The sequence below is a fragment of the Solibacillus sp. FSL W7-1472 genome, assembly GCF_037969775.1.
Classification (GTDB): Bacteria; Bacillota; Bacilli; order Bacillales_A; family Planococcaceae; genus Solibacillus; species Solibacillus silvestris.
Map to the genome: position 1 here is coordinate 2,140,400 of NZ_CP150208.1, position 26,750 is coordinate 2,167,149.

The window sequence follows — 26,750 nt, forward strand, 5'->3', positions numbered from 1 at the left end:
TACACCCCTTATCCTAATTTAATGGCAACACTTTTTACTTTTGTATACGCTTCAATCCCTGCTAATCCCAATTCAGAACCAACCCCACTTTGTTTAAATCCTGTAAGTGGGATATTATCATCCGTTAAATAATATTCGTTGACCCAAACGGAACCTGCATCTAATGATTCAATCATTGTGTGCGCTGTTTGTAAGTTTGTTGTCCATACACCGGAAGCCAGTCCATATTCTGTTGAATTGGCACGTTCAATCACTTCCTCAATCGAATCAAATGGCAGGATGCATAGTACTGGACCAAAAATTTCTTCATAAACTGCCTGGCAATTTTCATCAAGTCCTTCGATAATCGTCGGAAGATAGAAGTTGCCTTTTTCTAATTCTGGATTTTCAGGTCGTTTGCCACCTGTTAAAATATTGGCACCATCTTTTCTTGCTTGTTCAACATATTTTTCAACCGTTTCAACTTGTGCTTTTGAAACGAGTGGTCCCATTTGAGCATTCGGATCTAATGGGTCCCCTAATACAAAGCTTTCGGCAATTTCCACAAGTTTTTCTTTTACTTCATCATATACAGAACGTTCCACATATAATCGTGATCCTGCCGCGCATACTTGCCCGGTGTTCATCAGAATAGCGGTAATGGCACCAGGAACCGCTTTATTTAAATCTGCATCTGCGAAAATAATATTTGGTGACTTGCCACCTAGCTCAAGAGTAATTTTTTTCAATGAATCAGAAGCTTTCTCCATAATCCGTTTGCCGACAACTGTCGAACCAGTGAAACCAATTTTATCGATATCCGGATGAGATGTGATGGCTTCACCAAGTTTGCCGCCTGCACCCGTTACAATATTTACAACACCAGGTGGGAATCCAGCTTGCTCTACTAACTTACCAATATATAATGTAGATAAAGACGTTTGTTGGGCAGGTTTTAATACAACGGTATTCCCTGCTGCAAGAGGTGCTGCTAATTTCCAGCATGCAACTAATGCCGGGAAGTTCCATGAAGTAATTTGTCCACATACACCAAGTGGTTCACGCTTTGTATACGCATGAATATTGCCGCCACCCGTTAATTCGACTGTCTCTCCATAAAGTTTTGTAGCCCAACCAGCATAATAACGCAAATGATGAACTGCATTTTGCGCAAAGCCCCCTGCTACAGCGAGTGTCCCACCGTATTCAAGCGAATCCAGTTGTGTAATTTCTTCCAAGTTTTCTTCCACTAAGTCAGCTAATTTGTTTAATAGTCGAGCGCGTTCTCTCGGTGCCGTTTTTTTCCATCCATCTTCAAATGCACGTCTTGCTGCTTTTACTGCAAGATCAACGTCTTGTTCATCTCCTTCGTAAACTTTGGCTAAGACTTCATTTGTTGTTGGATTAATGGATTCATAGAGAGTCCCATTAACTGCAGGAACCCACTTCCCATCGATAAACATTTCTTTAGTACCCTTCAGAAACACTTGCACTTTTTCATTGATCAATAAAGTAGTATTCACCAATCATACTCCCCCTGTTTATGCTTTAATTTCTTCGTACTGTAATTGGTAACCTTTATAGCCATGTTCAGCGACTTCATTGCAAAGTTGACGATAATTATCTAAACCATTTAAGTAAATTAAGAAGTCACGCGATTTCCCATCGATATTAGAACCTGTATACCAGGATTCCGTTTTAGTAAACAATGTACCATTGGCAATTTCTGTACATTGTTTACTCCACTGTATTTCCGCTTCTACTGTTGGCTCAATTGTTTTCACATTGTGTTCTCTTAAATAGTTCAGACAATCCGAAATCCATTCCACGTGTTGTTCGATTGCTGTTGGTACATTTGTTAAAACCGATGGACTTTGTGGACCAGTAATCGTGAAGAAGTTTGGAAATCCTGCTAGCCCAAGCCCTAAATATGTTTCAACTTTTGCCCCATTTTCCCATTTTTCCTGAAGCGATACGCCATTGCGTCCTCTAATATCAAGTTTTAATAAAGTACCTGTCATCGCATCGTAACCTGTAGCAAATACGATAATGTCTAGTGGGTATTCTTTTTCTGTAGTCTGTATACCGTTTTCTGTAATACACTCAATTGGCTGTTGTCGTAAGTTCACTAATGTAACATGGTCCTGGTTATACGTATCATGATAATTTGTATCTAAAATTGGACGTTTCGTTGAGTAATAGTAATATGGAAGCAAATGTTCGACTACATCAGATTTTTTCACTTTTTCACGAATCTTGCCTCGAAGAAATTCCGAAACCAACTCATTTGACTTTGGATCAATGACAATATCATAGAAGGCATTATTTAAAATCATGCCTCCTTTTTCCCAAGCATCTTCTAAAATTGCGATACGCTCTTCTTCTGGTGTATCTACTACTGATCTTGTCGATCTTGGAATGGGTAATCCAGAAGGAGAATTTAACATAATTTCTCGCGCATCTAAGAACGCTTCTTTAAATTGAGCGATTTCTTCTTCTGTAAATTGACGATTCCGTGTTGGAACGGAATACTGTGGGGTACGTTGGAATACATAGACTTCCTTCGCTTCTTCGGCAATTACAGGAATTGATTGCACACCACTTGAGCCTGTCCCAATCACGCCGACACGCTTTCCTTTTAAGTCGACTGGTGTATGTGGCCAATTCCCTGTGTGATAGCTCTCCCCTTTAAAGCTTTCACGACCTTGGAAATTCGGAATACTTGAAGTTGATAAACATCCGACGCCCGAAATCAAGTAAGTAGCTGTAAACACTTCTCCTTGTGCTGTTGTGACAAGCCACTTCGTTTGATCCTCATCCCAAATAGCGAACTTTACTTCTGTATTAAATTGCATTTCTTTTTTCACGTCTAACTCATCAGCAACAAAGTTTAAATAGCTTAAAATTTCATCTTGAGCTGCAAAACGTGATGACCACGACCATTTTTTATATAGTTCCTCTGAGAAAATGTAATTGTAATAAATACTATCAGAGTCGCAACGAGCACCTGGATAACGTGCTAAAAACCATACCCCCCCAACACCAGCTGCTTTTTCGAGCGTTTTAACCGTGAAACCTTCTTCCCGTAACTTATACGTCATATAAATTCCAGAAAAACCAGCACCAATAACGATTGCATCAACATGATTTGCCATAAGCATGATCCCCCTTTGTTTATGCTTATTTATAAGGAATTGAGGAAGTTTTATACTCCATGAATTCCCATAATCTCGTTTTACGCTTTTTGTTCGACTTTGTTTATGAAATTGACAATTAGTTGTGCCGTTTGTTTCGTTTCATCCGCAAAGAAATCCATATTACTGTAGTAACCATGAACAACACCCGGGATTAATTCATACTGAACGTTCACACCGTCTTGTTTTAATTTTTCTGCATAAGCGACCCCTTCGTCTTTTAACACATCATTTTCTGCAGCAATAATAATTGCAGGAGGTAATCCCTTTACAGAATCATATTTTAAAGGAGAAACATCTGGCTCATTGTATAGTTTTTCGTTTCCAACATAGTGAATGCCAAACCATTTCATCAGATCGCGGTCAAGTCCGTACCCTTGAGCAAATTCATTATATGAATCTGTGTCAAATTCTAAGTTCGTTACTGGATAAATAAGAACTTGAGATTGGATTGCGGGCCCATTATTATCCAATGCTTTTTTTGCAATAACAGTAGATAGATTTCCTCCTGCACTATCGCCCCCAACTGAAATTTTTGCTGGATCTACATTGATATCCGTTGCATGTTCGAATACCCATTCAAGTGCAGCGTAACAATCTTCAATTGGAGTTGGATATGGATTTTCCGGTGCTAAACGGTAATCAACCGATACGACAACAGCATTAGCTTCTGTAGCAACGAAACGGTTTGCAGCTTCAAACATCTCAACAGTACCAATTACCCAGCCACCGCCGTGATAGTATACAAGTGCCGGGAAGGGACCCTCTCCTTCTGGTGTATAAATACGAAGTCTAATTTCTTCACCATCTTTTGCTTTAATAAAACGATCTTCTGTTTGATGAATGCTTGGTAGATTATTTTGAGGGGGTACTGGAGATTGTGCCATAATTGCCTTTAATTCCACCGGATTAAACGATTCCATTTTCGGCCCACTGTAAAAGCTCTCTAAATATTGTTTTGCTTGTTCAGTTAAATTTGCCATTATAATTCCTCCCTTTTCTAACATAAAAATTTAAGACACTTTTATTTTATTCGCTGCTCGGTTTAATAGATATTCCTACTTTTAGGGAAAATAATATATACTTTTGGGCGAAGAATGGATTTTTTATGATTTTTCGGAGTATGGGAAGCATATATAAAACTAATAAACCGTTTTTATATAAAAGGGGTGCTCTTTTTGGTGATTGAAAGGAATACTTGGGAACAAAACTTAGCTAAAATTAATTCCGTAGAAAACGTAGATAGAAAAATTAAAATGATAATAGAATGTTTCCTATCGACCTTTTCAATAGAAGAAACAATGCTTTTCCGATATTCTCCCATTGATCATTTAGCGGAAGGTATTGTTTGTGCTAATACAAATGAATTTAAATGTATTTCATCCATTCGTGATGATGTAACTACGATTCCAGCCATTTTTGAGGCAATCCAAAAGAAAAGTGCGCAATATTTTGAAAGCAATGATTTTCATTTAAATATCCCAAGAAAATATATTATCGCTGAAAACCAAAATTCACTCTTGGTTGTACCGATTACATTTAATCATGTAGTTGTTGGATACTTTTTGGGTACCCATTTCCATAAAAACTTTGACCCTCAATTATTAATGGAAGCAAATTTATTTAGTAGTCAAGTAGGAGAAATGTTATTTAATCATCCATGCTATGTAGAAAACAATGAAATCAAACTATCCAAAAGAGAATTTGAGGTCATGAAATGCGTTGCGTTTGGTTATAGTTCAAAACAAATCGCCCACCTATTAGAAATTAGTGAAACGACCATTAAACAATATATTAAAAGTGTCATGTCAAAAACAAATACGTCAAATCGAACACATGCAGTGGCATTTTTATTCCAAAAGAGGATTTTGACTTAGACAATTAGATTTTAATGAACGAACAATTCTCATATCCATTTTTGAAAATAAGGTCTTTGGTGCGCCAATTTCTTATATATTTAAAGTTAATGAGCCAAGCGAAGTACTGAAACCGTTTGTATTCGGTTTTTTAACTCTGATACTATCATAAAGTAAAATTCCAGAACCTGGAGATCTATCTATCACATAATATTGGAGCCAATTCCACCTCAGCCCCTTCAAAGGGCTGAGGCTGAAACAGTTAGAGAGGGCAAGTTTAGTTATTATAATGGAGAAGGTGCAGCAGGTTCAGACGGAGAAAACCTACATTTTATGATTGTGCCGTCGGATTTAACTATCGATATCTTTAAAAAGGGACGACTACTTCCTCTAGCCTAAATCTGTTACCCTATTTCATTGGGATTATTGTGTGTTATTAGTCGATACGTTTAATGATTCATATCTTAAATGTTTGAATTAAACATTGCTCACCATCAATTAATTCTTGTTTTTCATTAATGTTAATGTTTAATTCAATATATAAATTTCTCCAAAATGAAACAGCACGTTTATTTTCAATAACTTGTATCACAAAATATTGTCCTTGTTTCGCTTCAAATAATTTTGCTGCGGCTTGTGCTGCTACTCCTTTCCCCTTGTACTTATTAATTATAAAAAAATCATTTATCACTAAATCATTCTCCTCAGTCAAAAACGGCCGTTCCAATAGTAAGATAAAACCTATAATACTCCCCTCCAATTTAATAAAATACGGTGAAATTCCATCAATGTCCCAGAATTTATCCAGGCTTTCATATTTGAAAGAACCGTCTATTCCAAGGTCAATCATTGAAGAGAACTTTGAAAGATCATGTAGATACAATGAGTAAAGGTTTCTTAAAATAGTTTTTTCTGATTCTAAAATTGGCACTAAAGAAATTGGCATTTTGTAAAAACTCCTTCCCTATTTCTATTATTTTTGTACTCATGAAAGTAAATCAATAAAAGCAGCCCAACAAATAATTACAATTACGATTCTATTTATAATTTTGATAAAGTCTCATGGTTTATTAATGAGATTCCTTCTACGTCACATCGTATTTTATAAAAGTCTAAAATTAATGGATGAGTGTCCTCGATGCTAAAGTTCAATTTTTTTATCCTTCTTTTGCCTAGCCTTCTATCCAGCATTGCATATGCCCGTATTATTATAATTTCGGAATTTAATGCTTCATCAATGGTCAAAGAACTATATTTCATAAAAGATCGATAAAAATGATAACTGTTAAAAATATTTTGGTTTATCATCCATTTTTCTACATTATCAGATGCTGTTAATAATTCTTGTCGTTCAGGAGAATTGAACATTACATGCCAATTTTCGTTGAATGGAATGTCTTTTAGGTTTTCTTCCTTTTTTATCTTACGATACAATTCTTCGTGTTTTTTTTCATAAATAGTATCAGATGCACTTATAATTTCTTTGTTATCAAATGTAATCCAGACTCTGCTTGGACTATCATGAAATTTCCGATATACAGTTGCGTATATTTTGATTCTTCCTTGTAACTTATCACTGAGAAAACTTTCAAGTAATGATTTGGTCTTACTCCATTGCATATCAGTCAATCCTTTCTTCAGGTAATCTAGAATCCGCTTCAATGACAGGTGAATTACCGGCACCTCGGACATCAATTAAAAATACTTGATAATGTTTCGTGAATGAAGAAGCAAACCAATTACCATTTTTATAAAAAGTCATGGAATAATGCGTTATACAAGTGGCTGACCGCTTCCCTTTACAAAATATCCAAAAGTCCCACTAGGTGTTTCAATTGATTTTTGTTCCCACATCATTGACACATCCTCTTGCTCTTGTTTCAGATGCAATATTCTAACAAACTCATTATACACTTTTGGAATTTTTTATAGGAGAATTCCCACAGCTTCGTATATTAACAATTTATAATAGAATATTAGTCAACAATCTGACCCTTAATAGAAAAAGACCCTTTCCTTATTCAAGGAAAGGGTCAGATTGTTGAAGTCGTTTTTCTAAATCTCCAAAATTTATTCTAGGGAATTGATTTTGCGTCTAAGTTCTGTTTCCTCTAATTTCAACATAGAATTGCCATGATGCATATTCTTTTATAGGAGGTAAATGTTTGTCTGAACCATTTGAATTCAGGATTACTGCTGACGAAATTCCTGAACCGATTCGGGAAGACGGAGCCGGTGCGACTGATCCTGGGCCACGTGATATTTTACGCGCATTAGAAAATCCAAATATGCTTGTACCACCTGAAACAGATGCGGGAACGGTGCCGAATCTACGCTTTTCTTTTTCCGATACACATATGACTTTAAAATATGGTGGCTGGTCGAGACAAATTTCGATGCGTGAGCTGCCAGTTGCGACAACGATTGCTGGCGTTAATATGCGTTTAACTCCTGGCGGTGTAAGAGAGTTACATTGGCATAAAGAGGTGGAATTTTGTTTTATGACCGTAGGAAGAGCAAGAATTACCGCGGTCGATCAGAATGGAAAAAACTTTATTGCCGATGTAGGAGTGGGTGATTTATGGTATTTTCCTCCAGGAATTCCCCATTCCATTCAAGGACTTGAAGAGGGCTGTGAATTTTTATTAATGTTTGACAATGGTATGTTTTCAGATTTAGATACGTTCACAATTTCCGACTGGTTTGCTCATACCCCTAAAGAGGTTCTATCGTCCAATTTTGGGGTACCTGAGAGTGCCTTCCGAAATATTCCTAGGCAGGAAAAATATATTTATCAAGGAGAGGTTCCAGGACCTATTGAGGAAGTTGCAATTCCAGATCCGTTCGGTACAAGAAATTTTACACATAGTTTGCTTGGTCAGGAGCCAATTCTTTCACCAGGAGGATCAGTTCGTATTGCAGATTCAACGAATTTCCCAGTTGCACACGATATGTCAATTGCACTTGTTGAAATTCTACCAGGAGCTATGAGGGAATTACACTGGCATCCAAATAATGATGAATTCCAATATTTCTTGTCTGGTCAAGGCCGGATGACAGCATACGCCGCTAACGGGGTTGCTCGAACTTTTGATGTGAGGGCAGGAGATGTAGGCTACATCCCTTTTTGTTATGGACATTATATTCAGAACACAGGCAATGAAACCCTATGGTATATAGAAGTATTTAAAAGTCCCAACTATGCGGATATTTCATTAACACAATGGATGGCGCTGGTCCCTAAACAAATCGTTAGTAGCAACTTAAATGTAGGACCAGAATTAATGGACTCGTTACGTAAAGAGAAATGGGCTGTTGTTAAATTCCCAGGGTATACTTATCAAGATACTGAATAGCCAAATAAAATACGTGAAAGAAAAATTTTTTACCTCTAATTTATTTAGCTGTAAATGGATATTCAATTTATACAAATAACTGATCTGTCGAGACATTGCTAAAAGCCTATAAGCATTGGTATATCAATGTTTGTAGGCTTTTTTTTATTGAATGGCACAACTACTTTCTAAAAAATTGCATCTGAACAAGCTTTTTTTCAAATTCTTATAATATTTCCTCTGTTCTATCTAACCATTCGTTTACTAAAGAACTAAATAGTTGAGGCTGTTCAATTTGTAAATTATGGCCTGCAATATCTAATATTGCAAATGACCCTCTTGGATAATAATCCATTATGTTAATTGCATCTTTGTAACCAACAGAAGAATCTTGTTTCATATCATCAGAGCTACTAATATCGTTATAATTCTTTGTTACCCCCATTCCAGGTAGGTCAATATATATCCTTCTCCATCTCTCCTTAAAGTAAATATTGGCTCCATACAACCACTCATTAGTCTGTGATCAGGTGTACATCCGTGTATCATTAAAATAGGTTTACCTTCACTTATTTCTTCATAATAAATCTCTGCCTGACGAACTTTACAATACGGCACTGCTTCCCCCCCCTCTTTCATTTCATTCCCCTCCATTTGTCCAATTGTTGAATATTAAAAAATCTATAATTTCCGTACTGTTTTACAGATTTTTAACAGAACGACCATCAGGCAAGTTAATTCAATAACCATATTTCATCATATTTGTATCAAACCATAATAAAATGCAATTTTGCACACAGTAGAAAAACACCATTTTCCCCTCAAAGAAAAATGATGTTTTTGGTTTCTGTCCCAGGTTCTAGCTATGTTTCATACTAAATGCTGCAATTAATATGTCTCCGTCTTCACCGCTATTACAAATGCTGCGAGTACAGAGATGAACACGACTATAAATGGGGCGTAGAAAATTAAAAAATCCATCATAGAAGTCACTCCCTATACATGTGTTTCGTCTTCCCCGGTAATATAGCCCTTATGAAAAATAAATAATTTAAATACTAAATACATCGATGGAATGAGTAAACAAAGTCCAGCGATAAAAGCTAACACAAGAGCGATGGCCATCGATTCATTTGTAAAACTGTCGTGAATCGTTAAATAAGGGTAAAGAAGGTAAGGATAATGCGATATACCATAAGCAAAGAACGCTGTGGCAAACTGTAAAATCATTACGACAACCGATAGACCATAGTGCTTCTTCCTCCAAATTAGCCAGATTGTTAGTATAAATAAAATGCCTGATACGATAAATAGCCCAGTAAGATTCAGTATATTTTGATAGTGCCAATTATTTGTGGCACGCATTTCCAAAATGATCCCCATGGCACTGACGATTAAAGGAATTGCCCAAATCAGTGCGTATTTACGCATCAATTCACTTGCCTTAATATCCCCTGCCTTATTGGCATACCAATTTAAAAACACTGCGGAAATATACAGAACAGCAGTAAGACTTAATACGACAATTGACCAAGCCAGTGGACTTGTAAATAACGCGCTATAGTCAAGTTTTGGTCCTGTTCCCTCTATTGTGACAAATCCACCCTCTGAAATCGCCAATACGACCGATAACGAGGCCGGGATCAATAACCCTGCTATTCCGTATGCCGTCGCGTAACCTTTATGTCCCCTCAATCCACTGTAGGATTCAAACGCATAGTAGCTCCCCCGGATTGCGAGCAGGATTAGAGCAATCGAAACAGGAACTAACAGAATGGTGCCGTAATAATAGGCGGTTTGCGGAAAAAATCCTACGATACCAACAAAGAAAAATACTAAAAATACATTGGTAATTTCCCATACCGGTGATAAGTAGCGTTTAATTATTTTTGACAAAATGTTATTTTTCCCAGTTAAAAGACTGTATGCATTAAAAAATCCTGCACCAAAATCAATTGAGGCGACAATAACGTAGCCAAACAAGAATATCCATAAAACAAAAATCCCGAGTATTTCTAATGACATTAATGTTCACCGCCTTTACGAAGCGCTAATTCTTTGGATACGGGATTATTTTTAAACATTCTTCGTAATACGACAACGCTTCCGATCCCTAATATTAAATAGACAACAGCAAATGCGATAAACAGCCATTCGACACCGGTCGCTGTTGTGGCACCTTGCTCTGTGCGCATAATCCCGTATAAAATCCAGGGCTGCCGTCCCTGTTCTGCGAGCCACCATCCTGTTTCAATGGCTACAAATGATAAAGGCCCGCCTAATACGATAAGCCACCTGAACCACCGGGAAGCAATCCACTGCCAACCTCTCCATTTTCCGACTACATACCCGAGTGCTAAAAAAATCATCAAACTGCCGATTGCCACCATAATATTAAAATAATAATGGGTGATAAGCGGTGGTCTTTCATCTTCAGGGAAATCATTCAACCCCGTTACTTCTGTATTGAAATTATTACTTATTAAGAAACTCAATACTTTCGGCATACGAATTTCATACTTCACTTCATCCCCGTCAAGTATCCCGAAAAAGATTAAATCTGCCCCCGCTTCTGTTTCAAAATGCCACTCGGCTGCTGCTAATTTTTCCGGCTGATATTCAGCTAAATATTTAGCAGAAAAGTCCCCTACAACTGCTGTCGCTATAGAGAAAACCAGTCCCAACTTCATCATCAGGTTAAGCGATTTTTTATGATAAATATGGTTCTCGCCTTTCAGCAGTTTATATGCCGCAATCGCAGCTAATGTAAATGCGACGGTCATAAAACTCGAAGTTAACACATGTCCGACTTTAGTTGGCATAGCAGGTGTAAACATCGCCAAAATCGGTTGAATGTTAATGATCTCACCGCCAACAAGATCAAAGCCCCTCGGTGCATTCATAAAAGCATTGACAATTGTAATGAAAATAGCCGACATGAAGGCGCCGATTGCTACTGGAATGAGAAGCAACATATGATATTTAGGATTTTTAAATCGATCCCATGTGTATAAATAAATGCCTAAAAAAATCGCTTCAAAGAAAAACGCAAATGTCTCCATGAAGAGCGGAAGTGCGATTGTTTGACCAGCTAACTCCATAAACTGAGGCCATAAAAGTGATAACTGTAAGCCAATAATGGTTCCCGTCACAACCCCTACCGCCACTGTAATCGTAAACCCCCGAGCTACTCTCCGCGCCAGCAATGTATAGTGTTCATCATTTTTCTTATAACCCACATATTGAGCTATTAAAATGATGAGCGGCACCCCGACACCAAGCGTTGCAAATATAATATGAAAAGTTAATGTAAGCTCTGTCAGCGCCCTGCTCCAAAACACAGCCGAGTTATCCATTATTTTACCTCCTATATTTAAAGCATCTGTAAATTATGTGCAAGTTCTACTTAATATCTCCACATCAGTATAAACATCCATTCTGCTAATATGCACTCCTAACAAAGATTCTCCACTACATGCAGAAAGCAAAAAATGAATAGTTGATGGTTGCTTTTAACATAATTTGACTAGTATAGCTAATGAGGAGTTGATACTTTGCCATTTCTGCAGCATTTCATGCGTACAAACCGATTTAAAATTGTTATTTTAATTGTCCTCTCATTATTTTTAGGAGGAAGTATTATTATGCAAAGCTACAGCATTGTAGAAACGGTCAACCATGTTTTTATGGAAAAAAAGCCTTTTTCATATACGTATGTATTCTTTTTACTATTACTATTAGCCATTATTGTCAGACTGGCTTCTCAATACTCTATAGGGCGTATCGGCGGCATGCTGGCTGAAGATGTTAAAGTGACAGTTCGGGAAAGATTAATGAATCACTGGTCGTCAACTACAATGGAAAAACACGCTTCATACCAAACCGGAGAGAAAGTAACACTACTTGTAGACACAGTGGAACAACTGGAAAGTTATTATAGAGAATATACACCCCAGCTTATTAAGACTGTCATTGTCCCTATTATGATTTTAACTGCTGCGTTTCTCATTCATCCGAACAGTGGATGGATTATGCTCGTTACTGCCCCATTCGTGCCCATTACTTATATCATCATCGGGTTGCAAACGAAGAAAAAATCAGAGGAACAATTGGACGCACTGAATCGATTTTCTGGTAAATTCCTTGACTTGCTTCAAGGACTGCAAACGATTCGATTGTTTGGTCAGAGTAAACAGCAGGAGCGGATTTTAGCAGAAAGCAATGAAGCATTTATGATTCGGACACTCGGCGTATTAAAAATTGCATTCGCCTCGACACTTTTTATTGAGCTCATTACAACACTTGGCATTGGTTTAGTCGCACTGGAAATCGGCTTTCAAATGATCGTTTTTAAAACGTTGACCTTTGCTCCGGCATTTTTTATTTTGACATTGGCTCCTGAATACTATAATTCGTTGAAAGAATTAGGCGCAGCATTTCATACAGGCCGTGGAAGTTTAGGTGCTGCCGCAATACTGGAAGAACAGATGAAGGAAGATGAAAGACCTGTACAGTGGGGAGAAAAAAAATTAGCAAACGGACAGGTGACTATTTCTGTTGAATATGCGACATTTCGCTATAGCAGCGGTTTTACTATCGGCCCCCTATCATTCACAATACAGCCCGGACAAACCGCCGCTTTTATCGGTAAAACAGGTCATGGGAAAACGACGATATTGAATCTCTTATCAAGCTTAAATGAACTTGATTCAGGGGCTATCTATTTAAACGGTGAACCGCGCAAATTGTACCGTGCAAATGACTGGTATGCGCAAACAAGCTTTATTTCCCAGCACCCTTATATTTTTGCAGGTACACTTCGTGACAATATTTGCATGGGGCTTCAAGTTTCAGATACACAAATTTATACCGCATTAAAAAAAGCCCAATTAACAGAATGGGTTGCCTCTTTACCAGATGGACTTGCTGCAGTAATCGGCGAAGGGGGTATCGGATTATCCGGGGGCGAAAAGCAGCGTGTGGCCATTGCACGAGCTTTCCTGAAAGAGCCTTCTATCGTTTTCTTTGATGAGCCAACAGCCGGATTGGATGTGGCAACAGAGCATCTGCTCAGTACAACTATCGAAAAGCTAAGCAAACAGGCAACCGTTATAATTGCTGCTCACAAGTATAAAAGCATCCGATTTGCAGATACCATTTTTATCGTTGAAAACGGACAAATCGTCACATCTGGCACACCCATTACACTGAAAGATCATCCGTATTATAAGGAAATGGCGGAAAGGAGGGCAACGTAATGCAGGAATTAGTCGCATTGATTTGGCAGGATAAAAAAGATGTGTTACTTGCATTACTGGCCGGCACATTAAGCGGTTTAACAGCTGTTGCTTTATTTGCACAAAGCGGTCTTCTCATTTCAAAAGCCGCTCTCATGCCGCCTTTTTACATCATTTTAATTTTAACTGCCTTTCTTAAATTATTCGGTGTAACAAAGTCCGCGAGTAAATATGCAGAACGCTTTATTTCACATCGCATTACTTTTAAGTTTATTAGTATTGTACGAATGAAATTTTTCAAAAAACTATTGCCGCAAGCACATGTACTCAACAATTATAAAAGCGGTGATTTACTGACCCGTATTACAGGCGATGTGGAGCAGTTGCAAAACTTCTTTTTACGCGTAATGTACCCACCCTTTATCGCCCTATTTGTATTTATCGTCGTCATATTATTTTCGTTGTTGTTCTCTCCGTGGATTTCACTGATTTTGCTCATCGGCATTGTACTGACAAGCATTGCCGTTCCATATATACTATTTCGCCGACCTTATTCTACAAGTACCTCAGAAAAAAAGGAACTCACGATTTTGGCTACAGAATACTTTTACGGGTACAGGGATTTAATACTGCATCATCAAAATGAAGCAAAAGCAGAGCAATTATCAGTTATATATAAAGCATACGGGAACTCCCGTAAAAAAGAGCTTAATCAGGAGCAGACTTCTTATTTATGGAATCAGCTCATCTCTTTATTTACAAGCTTTTCAGTTGTATTTGTCGGAGCTTATTTAACTTCAGCCGGAGAGTTGGAGGGGGTTTACCTTTCATTAATTGTTCTCATCTCACTTACGGTATTTGAATCAGCGGTACCGCTTGCCCTCGTTCCTATTTTTGCAAGACACACGAAAAATGCCGTTGTCCAGCTTGAAGAAATTACTTCTAAAAATGAAGAAGATGGAACATTACATTTAAAGGGCGTTATAAAACAAATACAATTACAGGACGTCTCCTATTGGTATCCTGCTGCTACCCGCCCTGCTCTTGACCACCTTTACTTGAACATTCAGGCTGGCCAGAAAATAGCCATTATTGGTCCAAGTGGCTGCGGCAAAACTACACTGCTGCAGCTTTTAATGAAGGAAATAAAAAGAACATCCGGTGATATCCGCATCAATACTACTGATATTGATATGATCAGTTCACAGTCGATGTATGCGTATATGAGTACAATGCTGCAGCACAATCATTTCTTTTCTGGGACAATCAAAAGCAACCTGTTAATGGCGAACAATGAAGCATCAGACGAAGCGTTACAAGTCGTACTCGAAAAAGCGCAGTTAAACAAAAAACTAGAAGCCCCTGTTTTTGAAAAGGGCGGAAATTTGTCTGGTGGAGAAAAACAGCGGTTAGCCTTTGCCCGCTTATTATTAAAAGAAAGTAACTTATGGATCGTGGATGAACCGTTTACGAGCCTTGACGTTCAAACAGAAAAATTATTGTACAACACCTTACATGAGGAAGCCTTTAATAAAACCGTTGTTATGGTTACCCATTCACTGGCCAGGTTGGACCAGTTTGACCGAATCTGTGTAATGCTCCAAGGCAAAATTGCCGAATGCGGTTCACATCAACAATTGCTGGCTGAAAAAGGACTTTATTATAAGATGCTTAATCAGTAAAAATATATAAAAAATCAAAAAATAAAATGGAGTTGTTGTCTATTTATAGACAACAGCTTTGTTTAACATACGAAACTTTATTTAAAAATTACCTAAATCTGAACTTTGGATATATCCCTTTCTCTTCAATTTCAATATTTATGTATTACACAATTTGCAACAGTATAGTTCAGAAACAATTATGAAGTATTTAATCTGGAAATTAACTCGTCTGTTTATGAGCATCTTCAAATTCACGGCTCAAAATTTCTTTAACATCCAATGGCTTGAAAGACGGAACTTCCTTGCTACTTTTAGTCAGCTCTTTATGGATGGCTAATAGCACTTCTTCATTCGCTACGATGCCAAATAAGCTCTCACGCTTAATCTCACCTGTTGTATAGATTGATAGGTCATCGTAAACTACGAAATCGATGTAGCGAACAACATTGAGGAAGCTGCCCCCATGTGTCATACCAATTCGTAATGGATCCTTTAAAGAAATGATTTTATTTTTAAAACCAAACTGGATGCCCCCAGCTGGAATATAAATGATTTTGTTTTTATCTGTTTCTACGATTTTTTCAACTTTTAAAAATTCAAGTTTCATCTTTACTCCCCCTATATTACATCTAACATATACCCTATTTTCGCAATTACTAATACGGTCGGTCGTAAAGTTTTTTATCCTGTTGGTTTTTGGCATTTTAGTTCCTCTCAAATTAGCCAAAACTTTTGCTCGTTTAGATTATAAGTCGATTGGCCTTTCCCAATTGCTAAGCATTAGATAATATAAAACCCTACCTACTTAGACAGAATATAGATAATACAGAAAAAGAGGTGCTTCGACCCGTTTTTATAATTATTCAATTAATGAAAACAGACGTTTATTAATGTACACATTTATAACCTAGAGAATTTAAAAATGACCCTTTATCGTTATCATCGTAACAGATACTTGCTTACTAATATGCTAACAGAATTCTCACAGAATTATTTAATTTACACGAAAAACATGAAAACCCTGTCGACAGTAACGTTTGATAACACTAATGTCTACAGGGTTTTTACTATTTTAAGAAATTATAGGATAACCATGATAACTATATTACATGGATGAAAACCAGGAAATCTATAATTTATTAAGTAATAAACTAAGTTTATCTTTAGTCACATTTTATCTTTACGACGGTTTTTCCTTACCTCCTTTACTTATACCTTTATGGAATCTAGTCCTTATAGCTCCTTTTGGTCTATCAAACAGCAGATTCAACAGTTTCTCTTTGGGAATTCGGATCATATAAAATTTCACCATCAACTACTGTAAGTACAACCTGTAAATCTTTAATCTTATTTAAATCACAATCTAAAATGCTTTCGCTTAGAACAACAAAGTCTGCAAGTTTTCCAATTTCGATGCTTCCCTTAATGTTTTCCTCAAAGCTTGCGTAGGCTCCGTTGATTGTGTAGCCCCGAATCGCATCTAATACGCTTACTTTTTGACGATTTCCGATTGGTTGTCCATTCCACGCTTGGCGATTGACTGCCGCATGAATTCCTAGAAGTGGATTTAATGTAATCACTGGTGCATCTGAACCGTATGCAGCAATAATGTCTTGCTCGATATAGTCCCAACAAGGATACATCACATTCACTCGATCACCGTAATACTCACTATATTTGTCACCATTAACATAAATAAATGCTGGATTAGGAATGGGTACAACTCCTAACTCTTTCATTCGGCGTTGCAGATCAGGAGAAGCAATCCCAGCATGTTCGATTCTGTGACGGTGGTTCTCTCTTGGTTGATTTTCTAAAGCTTTTTCAATACAATCTAGAAGCATTTCAATTGCACGGTCCCCTTGCGCGTGAGCAGTTACTTGGAACCCTTTTGCATGGGCATTGCCAAGAATTTCATTTAATTCCTCTTGACTATAATACAAAAGTCCAAAATTATTTTGGTCATGGGAATAGGTTTCGCGTGTAGCAATGGTTGGTCCAACACTAGCACCATCAGTAAATAACTTAGCAGGACCTATTCTGAACCTTTCATTCCCTAACCCTGTGATTGCACCCGATTCGCTCATTTTACTTACAAATAAATGGGAATTCGTTAAGGAACAAACGAATGCATAGATTCTTACATCTATTTCCTTGGCATTCACCGCTTCTTGCATGATTCGAAATGTATCCGCGCCATCACCGTAGGCACCTGCATCATGAACACTTGTAATTCCAGCTTTAATAAACTCTTTTGAAGCAAGTTTCAACCCTTTTCTTAATTCTTCTTTTGTAAAATTTGCATATTCAAGCATTTGCATATGTGCATTTTCGATTAATTTCCCTGTTAGTCTTCCATCAGCAAGTCTTTCAAATATGCCTCCATTCGGATCTTTCGTTGTTGAATCAATATTTGCTACTTCTAGTCCCTTACTATTTACAAAGGAAAAATGGTTACACTTACGGATAAGAATAATCGGATGGTCCTTTGAAATAGAATCTAACTCTTCTCTGGTTGGATAACGTTTTTCAGCTATAGTATGCTCATTGAATCCTGTCGCTCTCACCCATTGTCCCTTTGGCGTTTCCATGCATTTTTTTTGAATCGCTTCAAGTAAATCTTGAATCGATTGAATACCGGAAGAAGTACAGTCTACTCCTAAGGAATTTGTTCCATAGATCGTGAAGTGAGCATGTGCATCAATAAATCCTGGTAAGAGCGATTTACCTTCTAGGTCAAACACTTTTGTATCTTGAGTAATGGTATGTTCAATATCATTATAGGACCCTGTTGCAATGATTTGATTTGCTTTAATGGCTACACAGTCCACAATACGATTCTGATCATCCACAGTAATAACTTCTCCATTAATAAAGATTAAATCGGCTTTCATGTCCATCCCACTCCTTATTTTATTGTTGTGATATTTTCAAAAACTTCACTTTTTATAACTTTTCCGTGAAGTGATTCAATAAAAACACTGTTCTCTTCTTTACAAACTTCTCCATTTACAAGTACATACTGGATTCCTGTAGGTTCTTGTAAAGGATCGGTGAACGTTGCTTGATCACTTATATTTTCTGGATCAAAAATAACGATATCTGCATAGTAACCTTCTTTAATTAGCCCTCGATCTTTTAATCTCAACAACTGTGCTGGTGAACCTGTCATATGATGAATGGCTTCTTCTAATGTTAGTATGTTTAATTCACGTACATAGCGCCCTAGTATCCTAGGTTGAGTTCCATATAATCGTGGGTGTGGTTTTCCACCAAAAATACTATCTGAACCAACTATATGGTAGGAACTTTTCATTAGCTTTACAATATCTTCTTCTAGTCCCCAGTGAACGACCATCGTTACATTTGCATTTGCTGTAACTAAAAGGTCCATCGCCATCTCATCAGGTGGTATTGATTTAATGTCTGCTATTTCTTTTACACTTTTCCCTTCAAATAGCTTAAATTCTTCCGCACCTATAGAAGATATAATAATATTCTCCCACCCACAGTTATACACCCAATTTTCAAAGGTTAAATTACTGGCAAAATCCTCTTTTATCTTTTCACGGTCAGATAAATTCTTCAAACGTGAAAGCATCATTTCCGCCCCCCCATCATGTGCCCACGGGGGTAAAATCGCACTAAAGACTGTCGAAGCAGCTGTATACGGGTATTGATCAAAGGTAATTTCAATTCCTTGAAGACGAGCTTCGTTTATCTTTTCTAGTAGATATTGATAATTTTCACGATTTCTTACACCAATCACTTTAAAATGAGATAAGTGCAAACGAACTCCTGATTGTGTTGATACTTCGATCATTTCGTCTAAAGCTTCCATGATATTGAAACTTTCATTTCTCATATGGACGACGAAACAACCATCATACTTTGCTACACCTTTACATATCTCAATTAATTCGTCCGTTGCACAAAAGCTGTTTGGTGGATACACTAAACCGGTAGAAAAGCCAACCGCACCTTCTTCCATTGCCTTTTCTACCAGCTTGCGCATCTCGATTTGTTCTTCTACAGTAGATTCTCTTTTTTCAAATCCCATCACGAGTGTACGAACATTTCCGTGGGGTACTAGAAAAGCAACATTCGTAAGACTTTTCCTTTCATTTATGTGTTGCAAATAACTTTCAACCGAATCCCATGGCCAATCACCAATATCTCCGTCTAACCCTTTCAACTGGGCTTGCCATAGTGGACGTGTTTCATTCGAAACCGGTGCCACAGCAATACCGTCTTGACCAAATAGCTCAGTTGTAACGCCTTTTTTAACCTTAATTTGATGAATATCAGGCTTTGTCCAAAGTAGATCAGAGTGAACATGAGTATCAATGAACCCTGGTGAAACAGATAGACCTTTCGCATCAATTTCCCGTTTCGCCCCGAACTTCATATTTCTTTCTAACTTAACAATCTTCCCATCTTTTATTCCTATATCTAGCAGTGTGAATGGATTACCAGTTCCGTCATATACTTTCCCGTTCTTAATCAGAATATCTAACATAATCCTCATCTACTTTCTTCTCTTTATTTAAAAGCTTCACTTTTCTCGAGATACATAGTTTTAATCTCATCTGGGATGATACTTCCACCAGTCGCCCAAACAATATGTGTGGCTTGAATATCTTGTAAGGTTTTTGAAGTGTAAGTTGGACCCACCATCCCAGCTAATGCGGAAGGTTCTAAAAAGATTCCCTCCACTTTATACAAACGATTTAGTAGTCTATATAATTCTGCATCCTTTACTGTATAGACACCCGCTAGGATTGAGTTCATGATTTTACCTACAAACACGGATGCTCTTCCAACAGCTAAACCATCTGCTTCTGTTTTATTGGATAGATTAATATCGTATACAGATATTTCATCATGTAATTGGGTAATCATCCCTAGGAGCATACTTGGTGACTGAGTAGGCTCGGCAAAATAACAATGAACATGTTCTCCAAAAATTAGTTTCATACCAAAAGTAATTCCACCCGGTCCTCCACCAACTCCACATGGTAAATAAACATGCAGTGGATGCCTTGAATCTACTGGTATATTTTGCGCCTCTAACTGTTCTTTTAACTCAAGAGCAGCAACCGAATATCCAGCGAACAATAGTTTCGAAGTCTCATCATCTACAAAATAAGCTTTTGGATTTTGAGCACATTCAGCTCTAGCAACTTCCACTACTTTTGAGAAGTCTGCATCGTGCTCAATAACAATTACACCAATATTTCGAAGTCGCTGTTTTTTCCACTCTTTTGCGTCACTTGACATATGAACAACAACATTGAAGTTTAAAGCGGAACCAATTAAACCGATACTAAGTCCAAGATTTCCTGTTGAACCAACAGCAATGGTATATTGACTGAACAGGTCCTTTGCTTTTTCACTAATTAAAAGTGAATAAGAATCTTGCTTATCTCGGATGATTCCATGCTCGATAGCAAGTTTTTCTGCAAAAGTTAACACTTCATGGAACCCCCCTCTTGCTTTTATAGAGCCAGCAATAGGTAGTAGGTCATCTCTCTTTAAGAGTACTTTTCCTTTAATAGGTGTTTCATAGATTTCTTCAAGTTGTGCAACCATTGAAGTTAATGAATGAAGGGGCGATTCAATCCTGCCCTTTGTAACTTCTAATGGAGGAAATAACTGTTGCAATACTGCTCTAAATCGCTCAAATCGTTCCTTTGATTCCAGCATAATTTCTTCATCCATTCCCCCGACTAGACTGGTAGGGAGCGAATAATAGTTCGAATTACTCCAAAGGAAGGTTTCTTCATTTTTTAATTGTTGGATCTCTGGATAACTATTTTCTAAATACTCTATATTAATCGTTTCGTTCTTCCCCAAATTAGCTACCCCCGACTCAAATTATTCACTTTCATTTAAATGACATCTAACTACATGTGAATTGCTCACTTTTGTTCTCTGAGGTAATACGCTTTTACATATATCCATTGCCATTGGACAGCGGGTGTGAAAAACACATCCAGAAGGTGGATTCATAGGTGAAGGTAAATCGCCTTTAAGAATTATTCGGTCTTTTTTCACCTCAGGATTTGGTAATGGTACGGCTGATAACAATGATTTTGTATAAGGGTGTTTAGGGTTCGCAAAAAGTTCTTCGGTTGTTGCTTCCTCAACTAAATGGCCAAGGTACATAACGCCAATTCGATCTGAAATATGGCGAACAACGCTAATATCATGGGCGATAAAGATAAAACTTACAGATAACGTATTCTGTAAATTTCTTAGTAGATTAATAATTTGTGCTTGAACGGAAACATCTAATGCGGAAACGGGCTCATCACAAACGACGACTTTCGGATTAACTATTAAAGCCCTTGCGAGTCCAATCCGTTGCCGTTGTCCACCTGAAAACTCATGTGGAAAACGATAGTATTGTGCCTCATTTAAACCAACTAAATTTAACATTTCTAGTACTCTTTCTGTCCGTTCGTTTTTATTGCCGATTCCTTGAATTTTTAATGATTCCTCGAGAATGTTTCCAATACGCAATCGAGGATTTAAAGATGAATATGGATCTTGGAACACCATTTGAATATTTTTTCGAGCTTTTCTTAAATCGTTTATATTTAAATTCGTTATATCGTTTCCTTCTAGAAAGACCTTACCTTCTGTTGGTTCAATCAGACGTAATAAGCTACGCCCCATCGTACTTTTTCCGCATCCAGATTCCCCAACGATCCCCAACGTTTCACCTTTATACAAATCAAAGGAAACGTTCTCGACCGCTTTCACTACTTTTTGCTCTTCACCAATTGATTTTTTAGGGTAAAAATACTTCTTTAATCCTTCAACTTTTAAAACGGGCTCTCCCTTAACCTCTGTTTCTTGTATGATTTCTTTGTATTGTTGTGTAATCACGAGACGACCTCCCCTTGAAGAATTTCTGCATAATGCCAACAACGTACTTTTTGTTGATTACTAAGTGTCGTTAACTCTGGATTTTCTTGGCGGCATTTATCAGTTGCAAATGGACATCTTGTAGAAAAACCACATCCTTTTGGTGCATTTTCAAGAGAAGGGACATTTCCTTGAATCACATAAAGGTCCTTGCTCCGATCTCCATCCATCTTCGGAATGGATTGGATTAGACCTTTCGTATAAGGATGTAAAGGATTATTAAATAAACTCTTCACATCTGCTTCTTCAACGACTTGACCTAAATACATTACAATGACTCTCGAACAGACTTCTGCAACTACACCTAAATCATGAGTAATTAACATAATTCCCATGTCCATTTTTTCATTTAACTCTTGAATAAGTTCCAAAATTTGAGCTTGAATAGTTACATCCAATGCCGTTGTCGGTTCATCTGCAATAAGCAATTTTGGTTCGCAGGCAAGAGCGATGGCAATCATGACCCGTTGCTGCATTCCTCCAGATAGTTGGTGTGGATACTGATGCACTCGTTTTTCGGGAGAGGGAATACCTGTTAATTTTAAAAGTTCAATGGCCTTCTCTAATGCTTCTTTCTTTGATATCTTTTTATGGGTACGCAAAACTTGCGAAATTTGTGAACCAATTGTATATACCGGGTCTAATGAGCTTAACGGGTCTTGAAAAATCATTGAAATATTGTTCCCGCGAATATGTTCCATTTCTTTCATGGGTAGTTCTAATAAATTCTTGTCTCTAAATGAAATCGTCCCATTGTATTCTACAAGGTGCTTTTCATCATATAAGCGAAGGATTGACTGGGAAGTTACGCTTTTCCCACAACCAGACTCACCCACGACCCCTAAAATTTCACCCTCTTTTACATGAAAGCTAATATTCTTTAGTGCCTGCACTTTACCTCTTTCCGTATGAAAAAATGTAGAAAGTCCACTTACTTCTAATAATTTTCCCACCATATACCGATCACCTCTTCCATTTCACCTCTGTTATTTACGTTTTGGAGATAATACATCCCTTAAACCGTCCCCTAGTAAGTTAATGCCCAACACACTTAAAATCATAAAAACACCCGGGAAGACTACTAACCACCATGCGTTGTAAATAAAGATTTTCCCATCAAATAGAATATTTCCTAAAGTCGGTTCTGGAGCGGGTACCCCGACTCCTAAAAAGCTTAATGCTGCTTCAACGATAATTGCTTCCGCAAAAACAAATGTCGCTTGAACAATCAACGGTGATAACGTATTGATGGCCATATGCTTCCATATGATTCTCGAAGACTTTGCCCCTTGCGCTTCCATCGCCTCAATATACGTTTGTTCTCGAATGACTAATGCGGAGGATCGAACTGTTCGTGCGATAAAAGGTGTATACACGATAGATACCGCTATGATTACGTTCAATGTCGTTGGTCCAAGTGCTGCCATAATAGCAATCGCTAGTAAAATTGCTGGAAAGGCCATTAAGGAATCGCAGATTCGCATTAATATTCCATCAAGTACTCGATAGTACGATGCATATAATCCAACAATTGTACCGACAATTGCTGTAATCAGAGCTACAACAAATCCAACCATCATTGAATTTTGTAAGCCGTAAATTACTCGGCTAAACAAATCGCGTCCAAAGTTGTCTGTTCCAAACCAATGCTCTGAAGATGGGCCTTGGAGTTTATCCGTCACAACCATCGAGTAAGGATCCTGGGAGACAATAACTGGAGCTAATAAAATGAGTAACAAAATAATGGTCGTAATTACACCGCCTGTCACCGCAAGCCTATTATTGAAAAACCCTCTAATGGCCAATCTTCGTTGTTCTTTTTTCAATCGGTTCTTAGTATCTTTTAAATCAACGTGTTGAATTGTTTCCAATTGTCTTCCCTCCCTCTTATTTCAATCTCACTCTTGGGTCAATCAAACCGTATAGTAAATCAATAACTAGATTAATAAAGATATAGGAGCAAGTAATAAATAAAATCGACCCTTGAATAACGGAGTAATCTCGTCTTTCTACAGAGTTTAATATCAGTTGACCAATCCCTGGAATATTGAATACGGTTTCGACAACAGCGGCTCCAGCAATAAGCGTTCCTAACGTTTGACCAACGACAGTAATAATAGGAATTAAAGCATTTCGAAATACGTGTTTTACCGTTAAAACAATCTCTTTTGTCCCTTTTGCACGAATTGCTTTTACAAAGTTCAACTCATATATTTCAATCATGGAAGCACGTGTCATACGAGCAATGAGTGCTGCTTGCATCGTTCCAAGAGCAATCGCTGGAAGAATTAAATAACGTAAGTGCTCTATTAACCCCGCACTTAACGGCATATATCCAGCTACAGGTAATAAAGCAAAATAAACTCCAAATACTAAAATTAAGATCAATCCAAGTAAGAAACTTGGAACAGAAATTCCTAATAAAGAGAATCCCATAAACGTTTGATCTACAGCAGACCCTTTTCTTTTCGCAGCGATAATCCCGAAAGGAATGGCAAGAAGAATCGCAAATATTTCTGCTAAAATAGCTAGGGATATCGTCGGTTCTAAATGTTCAAAAATAGAAGAGAGAACAGGCTCGTTCATAAAATAAGAGAATCCTAAATTGCCTTGTAGTACATTTGCTATCCAAGAAAAGTATTGAATGTAAATTGGTTGATTGAGTCCAAGTTGTTCCCTTACTTCATCTAGTTGCTCTTCAGTCGCTTGATCCCCCAACATCACCGAAGCTGGATCTCCAGGTGTGAGATGGATAATAAAGAAGACAACCACAGAAACGATAAATAACACTGGAATGACTGATAAAAGACGTTTCAGGATATAATTTGCCATGAGATTATTATCACCTTTCTTTATAAAGTGAGACTTCCATGAGCGGGACTTTTCCCACTATTCGGGTGGTTGCACTGGGATAAAAATAATTGTGGTCATCCACTTTTAAGTTAATGACCACAATATTTCAGGTTTAGAATTACTTTGCTTTAGATGTATTCCATAAAATCATTCCATCAAAAATTGTCATACCATTCACTTTGTTAGAAACACCATAATATTCGTAGTAGTCTCCAAGTTTAGAGATTGGTAGGTAATCATACATTCTGTCTTGCAATTGATCCCATGTTGCCTTCGCCTCCTCAGAAGTCGCAGAAGCATTCAGTTGTGCAATGAGCTGTGTAATTTCTTCATCATTTGTCCAACCTGGCCAATTAGGGCTTAAATATAATAATTGTGGTGGCGTCATTACCAGTGGGAATCCTGTAATGAATGCATCAAATTTTGTTGGGTCTGATCTTAAGTCTAGTAGTGTTGCCCAGTCCACTACTTCAATTTCAACATTTACACCGACTTCTTTCATAAGCTCTTTTATAACAACTGCAGAATTGTACATATATTCATATTCGCGAGTTGCTAGAATTTTAATTGTTTCTCCGTTATAACCAGCTTCTTGTAATAGTTGTTTCGCCAATTCAGGGTCTTTTACGTTATATCTGTCATTTCCGACTTCACTTGCCCAGTCCACTTGTTCTTGTAGCATATATCCAGGATTAATACGATAAAAGGCTTCGTCTGAAAATGCAGCTAACATAATGCTTTCCGTATCTAAAGCTGCGTTAAATGCTTGTCGCATTTTTTCATTTGCAAAGACACGATCAGCTTTATTGTAGACAAATCCAATATTCCCTTTTAAAGCCATTTCTGTTTTTAAATTAGAATTATTACTTAACATTTGGAAGTTATCAGGTGGTAAAGTTATGGCAATATCATATTGACCTGATTGGATACCAGCAACTCGAGTAGAAGCATCTGAAACAATGTTTAAGTAAATGTCATCTACTAATGCTTCTTTTTTTCCCGTAAGTCCATCTGATGGTGTTTCTAATGATACATAATCTTCATTCTTTGTTAGATGAATATATTGGTCTTGTTTCCATTCAGCAAATTTAAATGGTCCTGTACCAATGTATTCTGTCGCGCCTGTAGGTCCCGCGCTCTCAGCAATTTCCTTTGGCATGATGCCAGCAGCTTGTCCGTTATCCGCTAAAAGTGTTAGTACCCCATAAATCCTATTTGGAATTTTCATTTCCACTGTATATTCATCAATTTCAGTAAATGTAGCATCTGGAATAACTGTTTTCGCTTTTGACGATATATTTTTCCACTTTTCTAATGATGCAACGACGTCTTCAGCCTTCAACTCTTTTCCATTGTGGAACTTGACACCTTGACGAAGATTGAATGTATACTGTGTGCCATCATCACTTTCATCAATGGATTCAGCAAGCATAGGTTGTACCTGGTAACTTGAATCTAATGCGACGATTTGTTCAAAAATATGACGCGATACTTCTGTTAGAATAGTTGCAGTTGACATATGCGGGTCTAATGTTGCAGGTTGGGTATTAATTGCAACATTCAATTGCCCACCTTTTTCAGGTGTCCCTTGAGTATCTCCTGTACTTCCTGTTCCTGGTGTGGAATCATCACTACAGCCTGCAATGATTAATAGAGTTAGTAATAGAAACGAAATCATTTTCTTCATTTTCTTATCCCC

The 26,750-nt window shown here is 37.5% G+C and carries 20 protein-coding genes and 1 pseudogene; 4 read left to right on the forward strand and 17 right to left on the reverse strand.

From position 1 onward, the window contains the following. Positions 1-8 precede the first annotated feature (8 nt). From MKY07_RS10580 to MKY07_RS10590, 3 genes are all read right to left on the reverse strand, one after another. Complete coding sequence (locus MKY07_RS10580; protein ID WP_339262021.1) at positions 9-1,505, reverse strand: aldehyde dehydrogenase family protein; 1,497 nt, start codon at positions 1,503-1,505, stop codon at positions 9-11. Between the two features lie 15 nt (positions 1,506-1,520). Further along, a complete protein-coding gene (locus MKY07_RS10585; protein WP_339262023.1) occupies positions 1,521-3,134 on the reverse strand; it encodes an NAD(P)/FAD-dependent oxidoreductase in 1,614 nt (537 codons plus the stop codon). A gap of 80 nt (positions 3,135-3,214) precedes the next feature. Further along, the gene (locus MKY07_RS10590; protein ID WP_339262025.1) at positions 3,215-4,156 is read right to left on the reverse strand and encodes an alpha/beta hydrolase; all 942 of its coding nucleotides are present in this window, start codon (positions 4,154-4,156) and stop codon (positions 3,215-3,217) included. A 198-nt stretch (positions 4,157-4,354) separates the two neighbouring features. Between MKY07_RS10590 and MKY07_RS10595 the strand changes: the two genes are divergently transcribed. Further along, positions 4,355-5,050 (forward strand): LuxR C-terminal-related transcriptional regulator, encoded by a 696-nt coding sequence (locus MKY07_RS10595; RefSeq protein WP_231918660.1) that lies wholly within the window; start codon positions 4,355-4,357, stop codon positions 5,048-5,050. Positions 5,051-5,486: 436 nt separating this feature from the next. Here the strand turns inward: MKY07_RS10595 and MKY07_RS10600 are convergent, their stop codons facing one another. Both MKY07_RS10600 and MKY07_RS10605 read right to left on the reverse strand, forming a co-directional pair. Further along, positions 5,487-5,975 carry a GNAT family N-acetyltransferase gene (locus MKY07_RS10600; RefSeq protein ID WP_014823629.1) on the reverse strand — a complete coding sequence of 163 codons (489 nt, stop codon included), beginning with the start codon at positions 5,973-5,975 and terminating at the stop codon, positions 5,487-5,489. Positions 5,976-6,070: 95 nt separating this feature from the next. Beyond that, positions 6,071-6,649, reverse strand: coding sequence for a nonribosomal peptide synthetase (locus MKY07_RS10605; protein WP_339262028.1), 579 nt, complete (start codon positions 6,647-6,649; stop codon positions 6,071-6,073). Between the two features lie 545 nt (positions 6,650-7,194). Here MKY07_RS10605 and MKY07_RS10610 point away from each other — a divergent pair. Then, entirely contained in the window at positions 7,195-8,385 is a 1,191-nt protein-coding gene (locus tag MKY07_RS10610; protein WP_339262030.1) for an oxalate decarboxylase family bicupin, read from the forward strand. Positions 8,386-8,590: 205 nt separating this feature from the next. Here MKY07_RS10610 and MKY07_RS10615 read toward each other — a convergent pair. The 3 genes and pseudogenes from MKY07_RS10615 to MKY07_RS10625 all read right to left on the reverse strand — a co-directional run bounded on the left by MKY07_RS10615 (position 8,591) and on the right by MKY07_RS10625 (position 11,723). Further along, a pseudogene (locus MKY07_RS10615) lies at positions 8,591-9,003 on the reverse strand (hypothetical protein). Positions 9,004-9,360: 357 nt separating this feature from the next. Further along, positions 9,361-10,389, reverse strand: coding sequence for a cytochrome d ubiquinol oxidase subunit II (locus MKY07_RS10620; protein WP_339262032.1), 1,029 nt, complete (start codon positions 10,387-10,389; stop codon positions 9,361-9,363). Then, the gene (locus tag MKY07_RS10625; protein WP_339264642.1) at positions 10,389-11,723 is read right to left on the reverse strand and encodes a cytochrome ubiquinol oxidase subunit I; all 1,335 of its coding nucleotides are present in this window, start codon (positions 11,721-11,723) and stop codon (positions 10,389-10,391) included. Before MKY07_RS10625 ends, MKY07_RS10620 begins: the two co-directional genes overlap by 1 nt. 195 nt (positions 11,724-11,918) lie before the next feature. On the opposite strand from MKY07_RS10625, the gene cydD reads away from it, so the two are divergent. Together cydD and cydC are read left to right on the forward strand one after the other, a co-directional pair. Beyond that, positions 11,919-13,622: a thiol reductant ABC exporter subunit CydD gene (gene cydD, locus MKY07_RS10630; protein ID WP_339262034.1), complete on the forward strand. Its 1,704-nt coding sequence runs from the start codon at positions 11,919-11,921 to the stop codon at positions 13,620-13,622. Beyond that, on the forward strand, positions 13,622-15,283 hold the full coding sequence (gene cydC, locus MKY07_RS10635; RefSeq protein ID WP_339262036.1) for a thiol reductant ABC exporter subunit CydC: 1,662 nt from the start codon (positions 13,622-13,624) through the stop codon (positions 15,281-15,283). Before cydD ends, cydC begins: the two co-directional genes overlap by 1 nt. 202 nt (positions 15,284-15,485) lie before the next feature. Here the strand turns inward: cydC and MKY07_RS10640 are convergent, their stop codons facing one another. From MKY07_RS10640 to MKY07_RS10680, 9 genes are all read right to left on the reverse strand, one after another. Next, positions 15,486-15,872 carry a hypothetical protein gene (locus MKY07_RS10640; protein WP_014823626.1) on the reverse strand — a complete coding sequence of 129 codons (387 nt, stop codon included), beginning with the start codon at positions 15,870-15,872 and terminating at the stop codon, positions 15,486-15,488. 646 nt (positions 15,873-16,518) lie between these two features. Then, positions 16,519-18,159, reverse strand: coding sequence for an amidohydrolase (locus MKY07_RS10645; RefSeq protein WP_339262039.1), 1,641 nt, complete (start codon positions 18,157-18,159; stop codon positions 16,519-16,521). A gap of 14 nt (positions 18,160-18,173) precedes the next feature. Beyond that, positions 18,174-19,793 (reverse strand): D-aminoacylase, encoded by a 1,620-nt coding sequence (locus tag MKY07_RS10650; protein ID WP_339262041.1) that lies wholly within the window; start codon positions 19,791-19,793, stop codon positions 18,174-18,176. 14 nt (positions 19,794-19,807) lie between these two features. Continuing rightward, entirely contained in the window at positions 19,808-21,121 is a 1,314-nt protein-coding gene (locus MKY07_RS10655) for a D-serine ammonia-lyase (RefSeq protein WP_339262043.1), read from the reverse strand. 21 nt (positions 21,122-21,142) lie between these two features. After that, positions 21,143-22,159 (reverse strand): dipeptide ABC transporter ATP-binding protein, encoded by a 1,017-nt coding sequence (locus MKY07_RS10660; RefSeq protein ID WP_339262045.1) that lies wholly within the window; start codon positions 22,157-22,159, stop codon positions 21,143-21,145. Then, positions 22,156-23,154, reverse strand: coding sequence for an ABC transporter ATP-binding protein (locus MKY07_RS10665; protein WP_339262047.1), 999 nt, complete (start codon positions 23,152-23,154; stop codon positions 22,156-22,158). Before MKY07_RS10665 ends, MKY07_RS10660 begins: the two co-directional genes overlap by 4 nt. 30 nt (positions 23,155-23,184) lie before the next feature. After that, on the reverse strand, positions 23,185-24,069 hold the full coding sequence (locus MKY07_RS10670) for an ABC transporter permease (protein WP_339262049.1): 885 nt from the start codon (positions 24,067-24,069) through the stop codon (positions 23,185-23,187). A gap of 16 nt (positions 24,070-24,085) precedes the next feature. Then, entirely contained in the window at positions 24,086-25,030 is a 945-nt protein-coding gene (locus MKY07_RS10675; protein WP_339262051.1) for an ABC transporter permease, read from the reverse strand. A gap of 139 nt (positions 25,031-25,169) precedes the next feature. Then, the gene (locus MKY07_RS10680) at positions 25,170-26,738 is read right to left on the reverse strand and encodes an ABC transporter substrate-binding protein (RefSeq protein ID WP_339262053.1); all 1,569 of its coding nucleotides are present in this window, start codon (positions 26,736-26,738) and stop codon (positions 25,170-25,172) included. Positions 26,739-26,750: the final 12 nt, after the last annotated feature.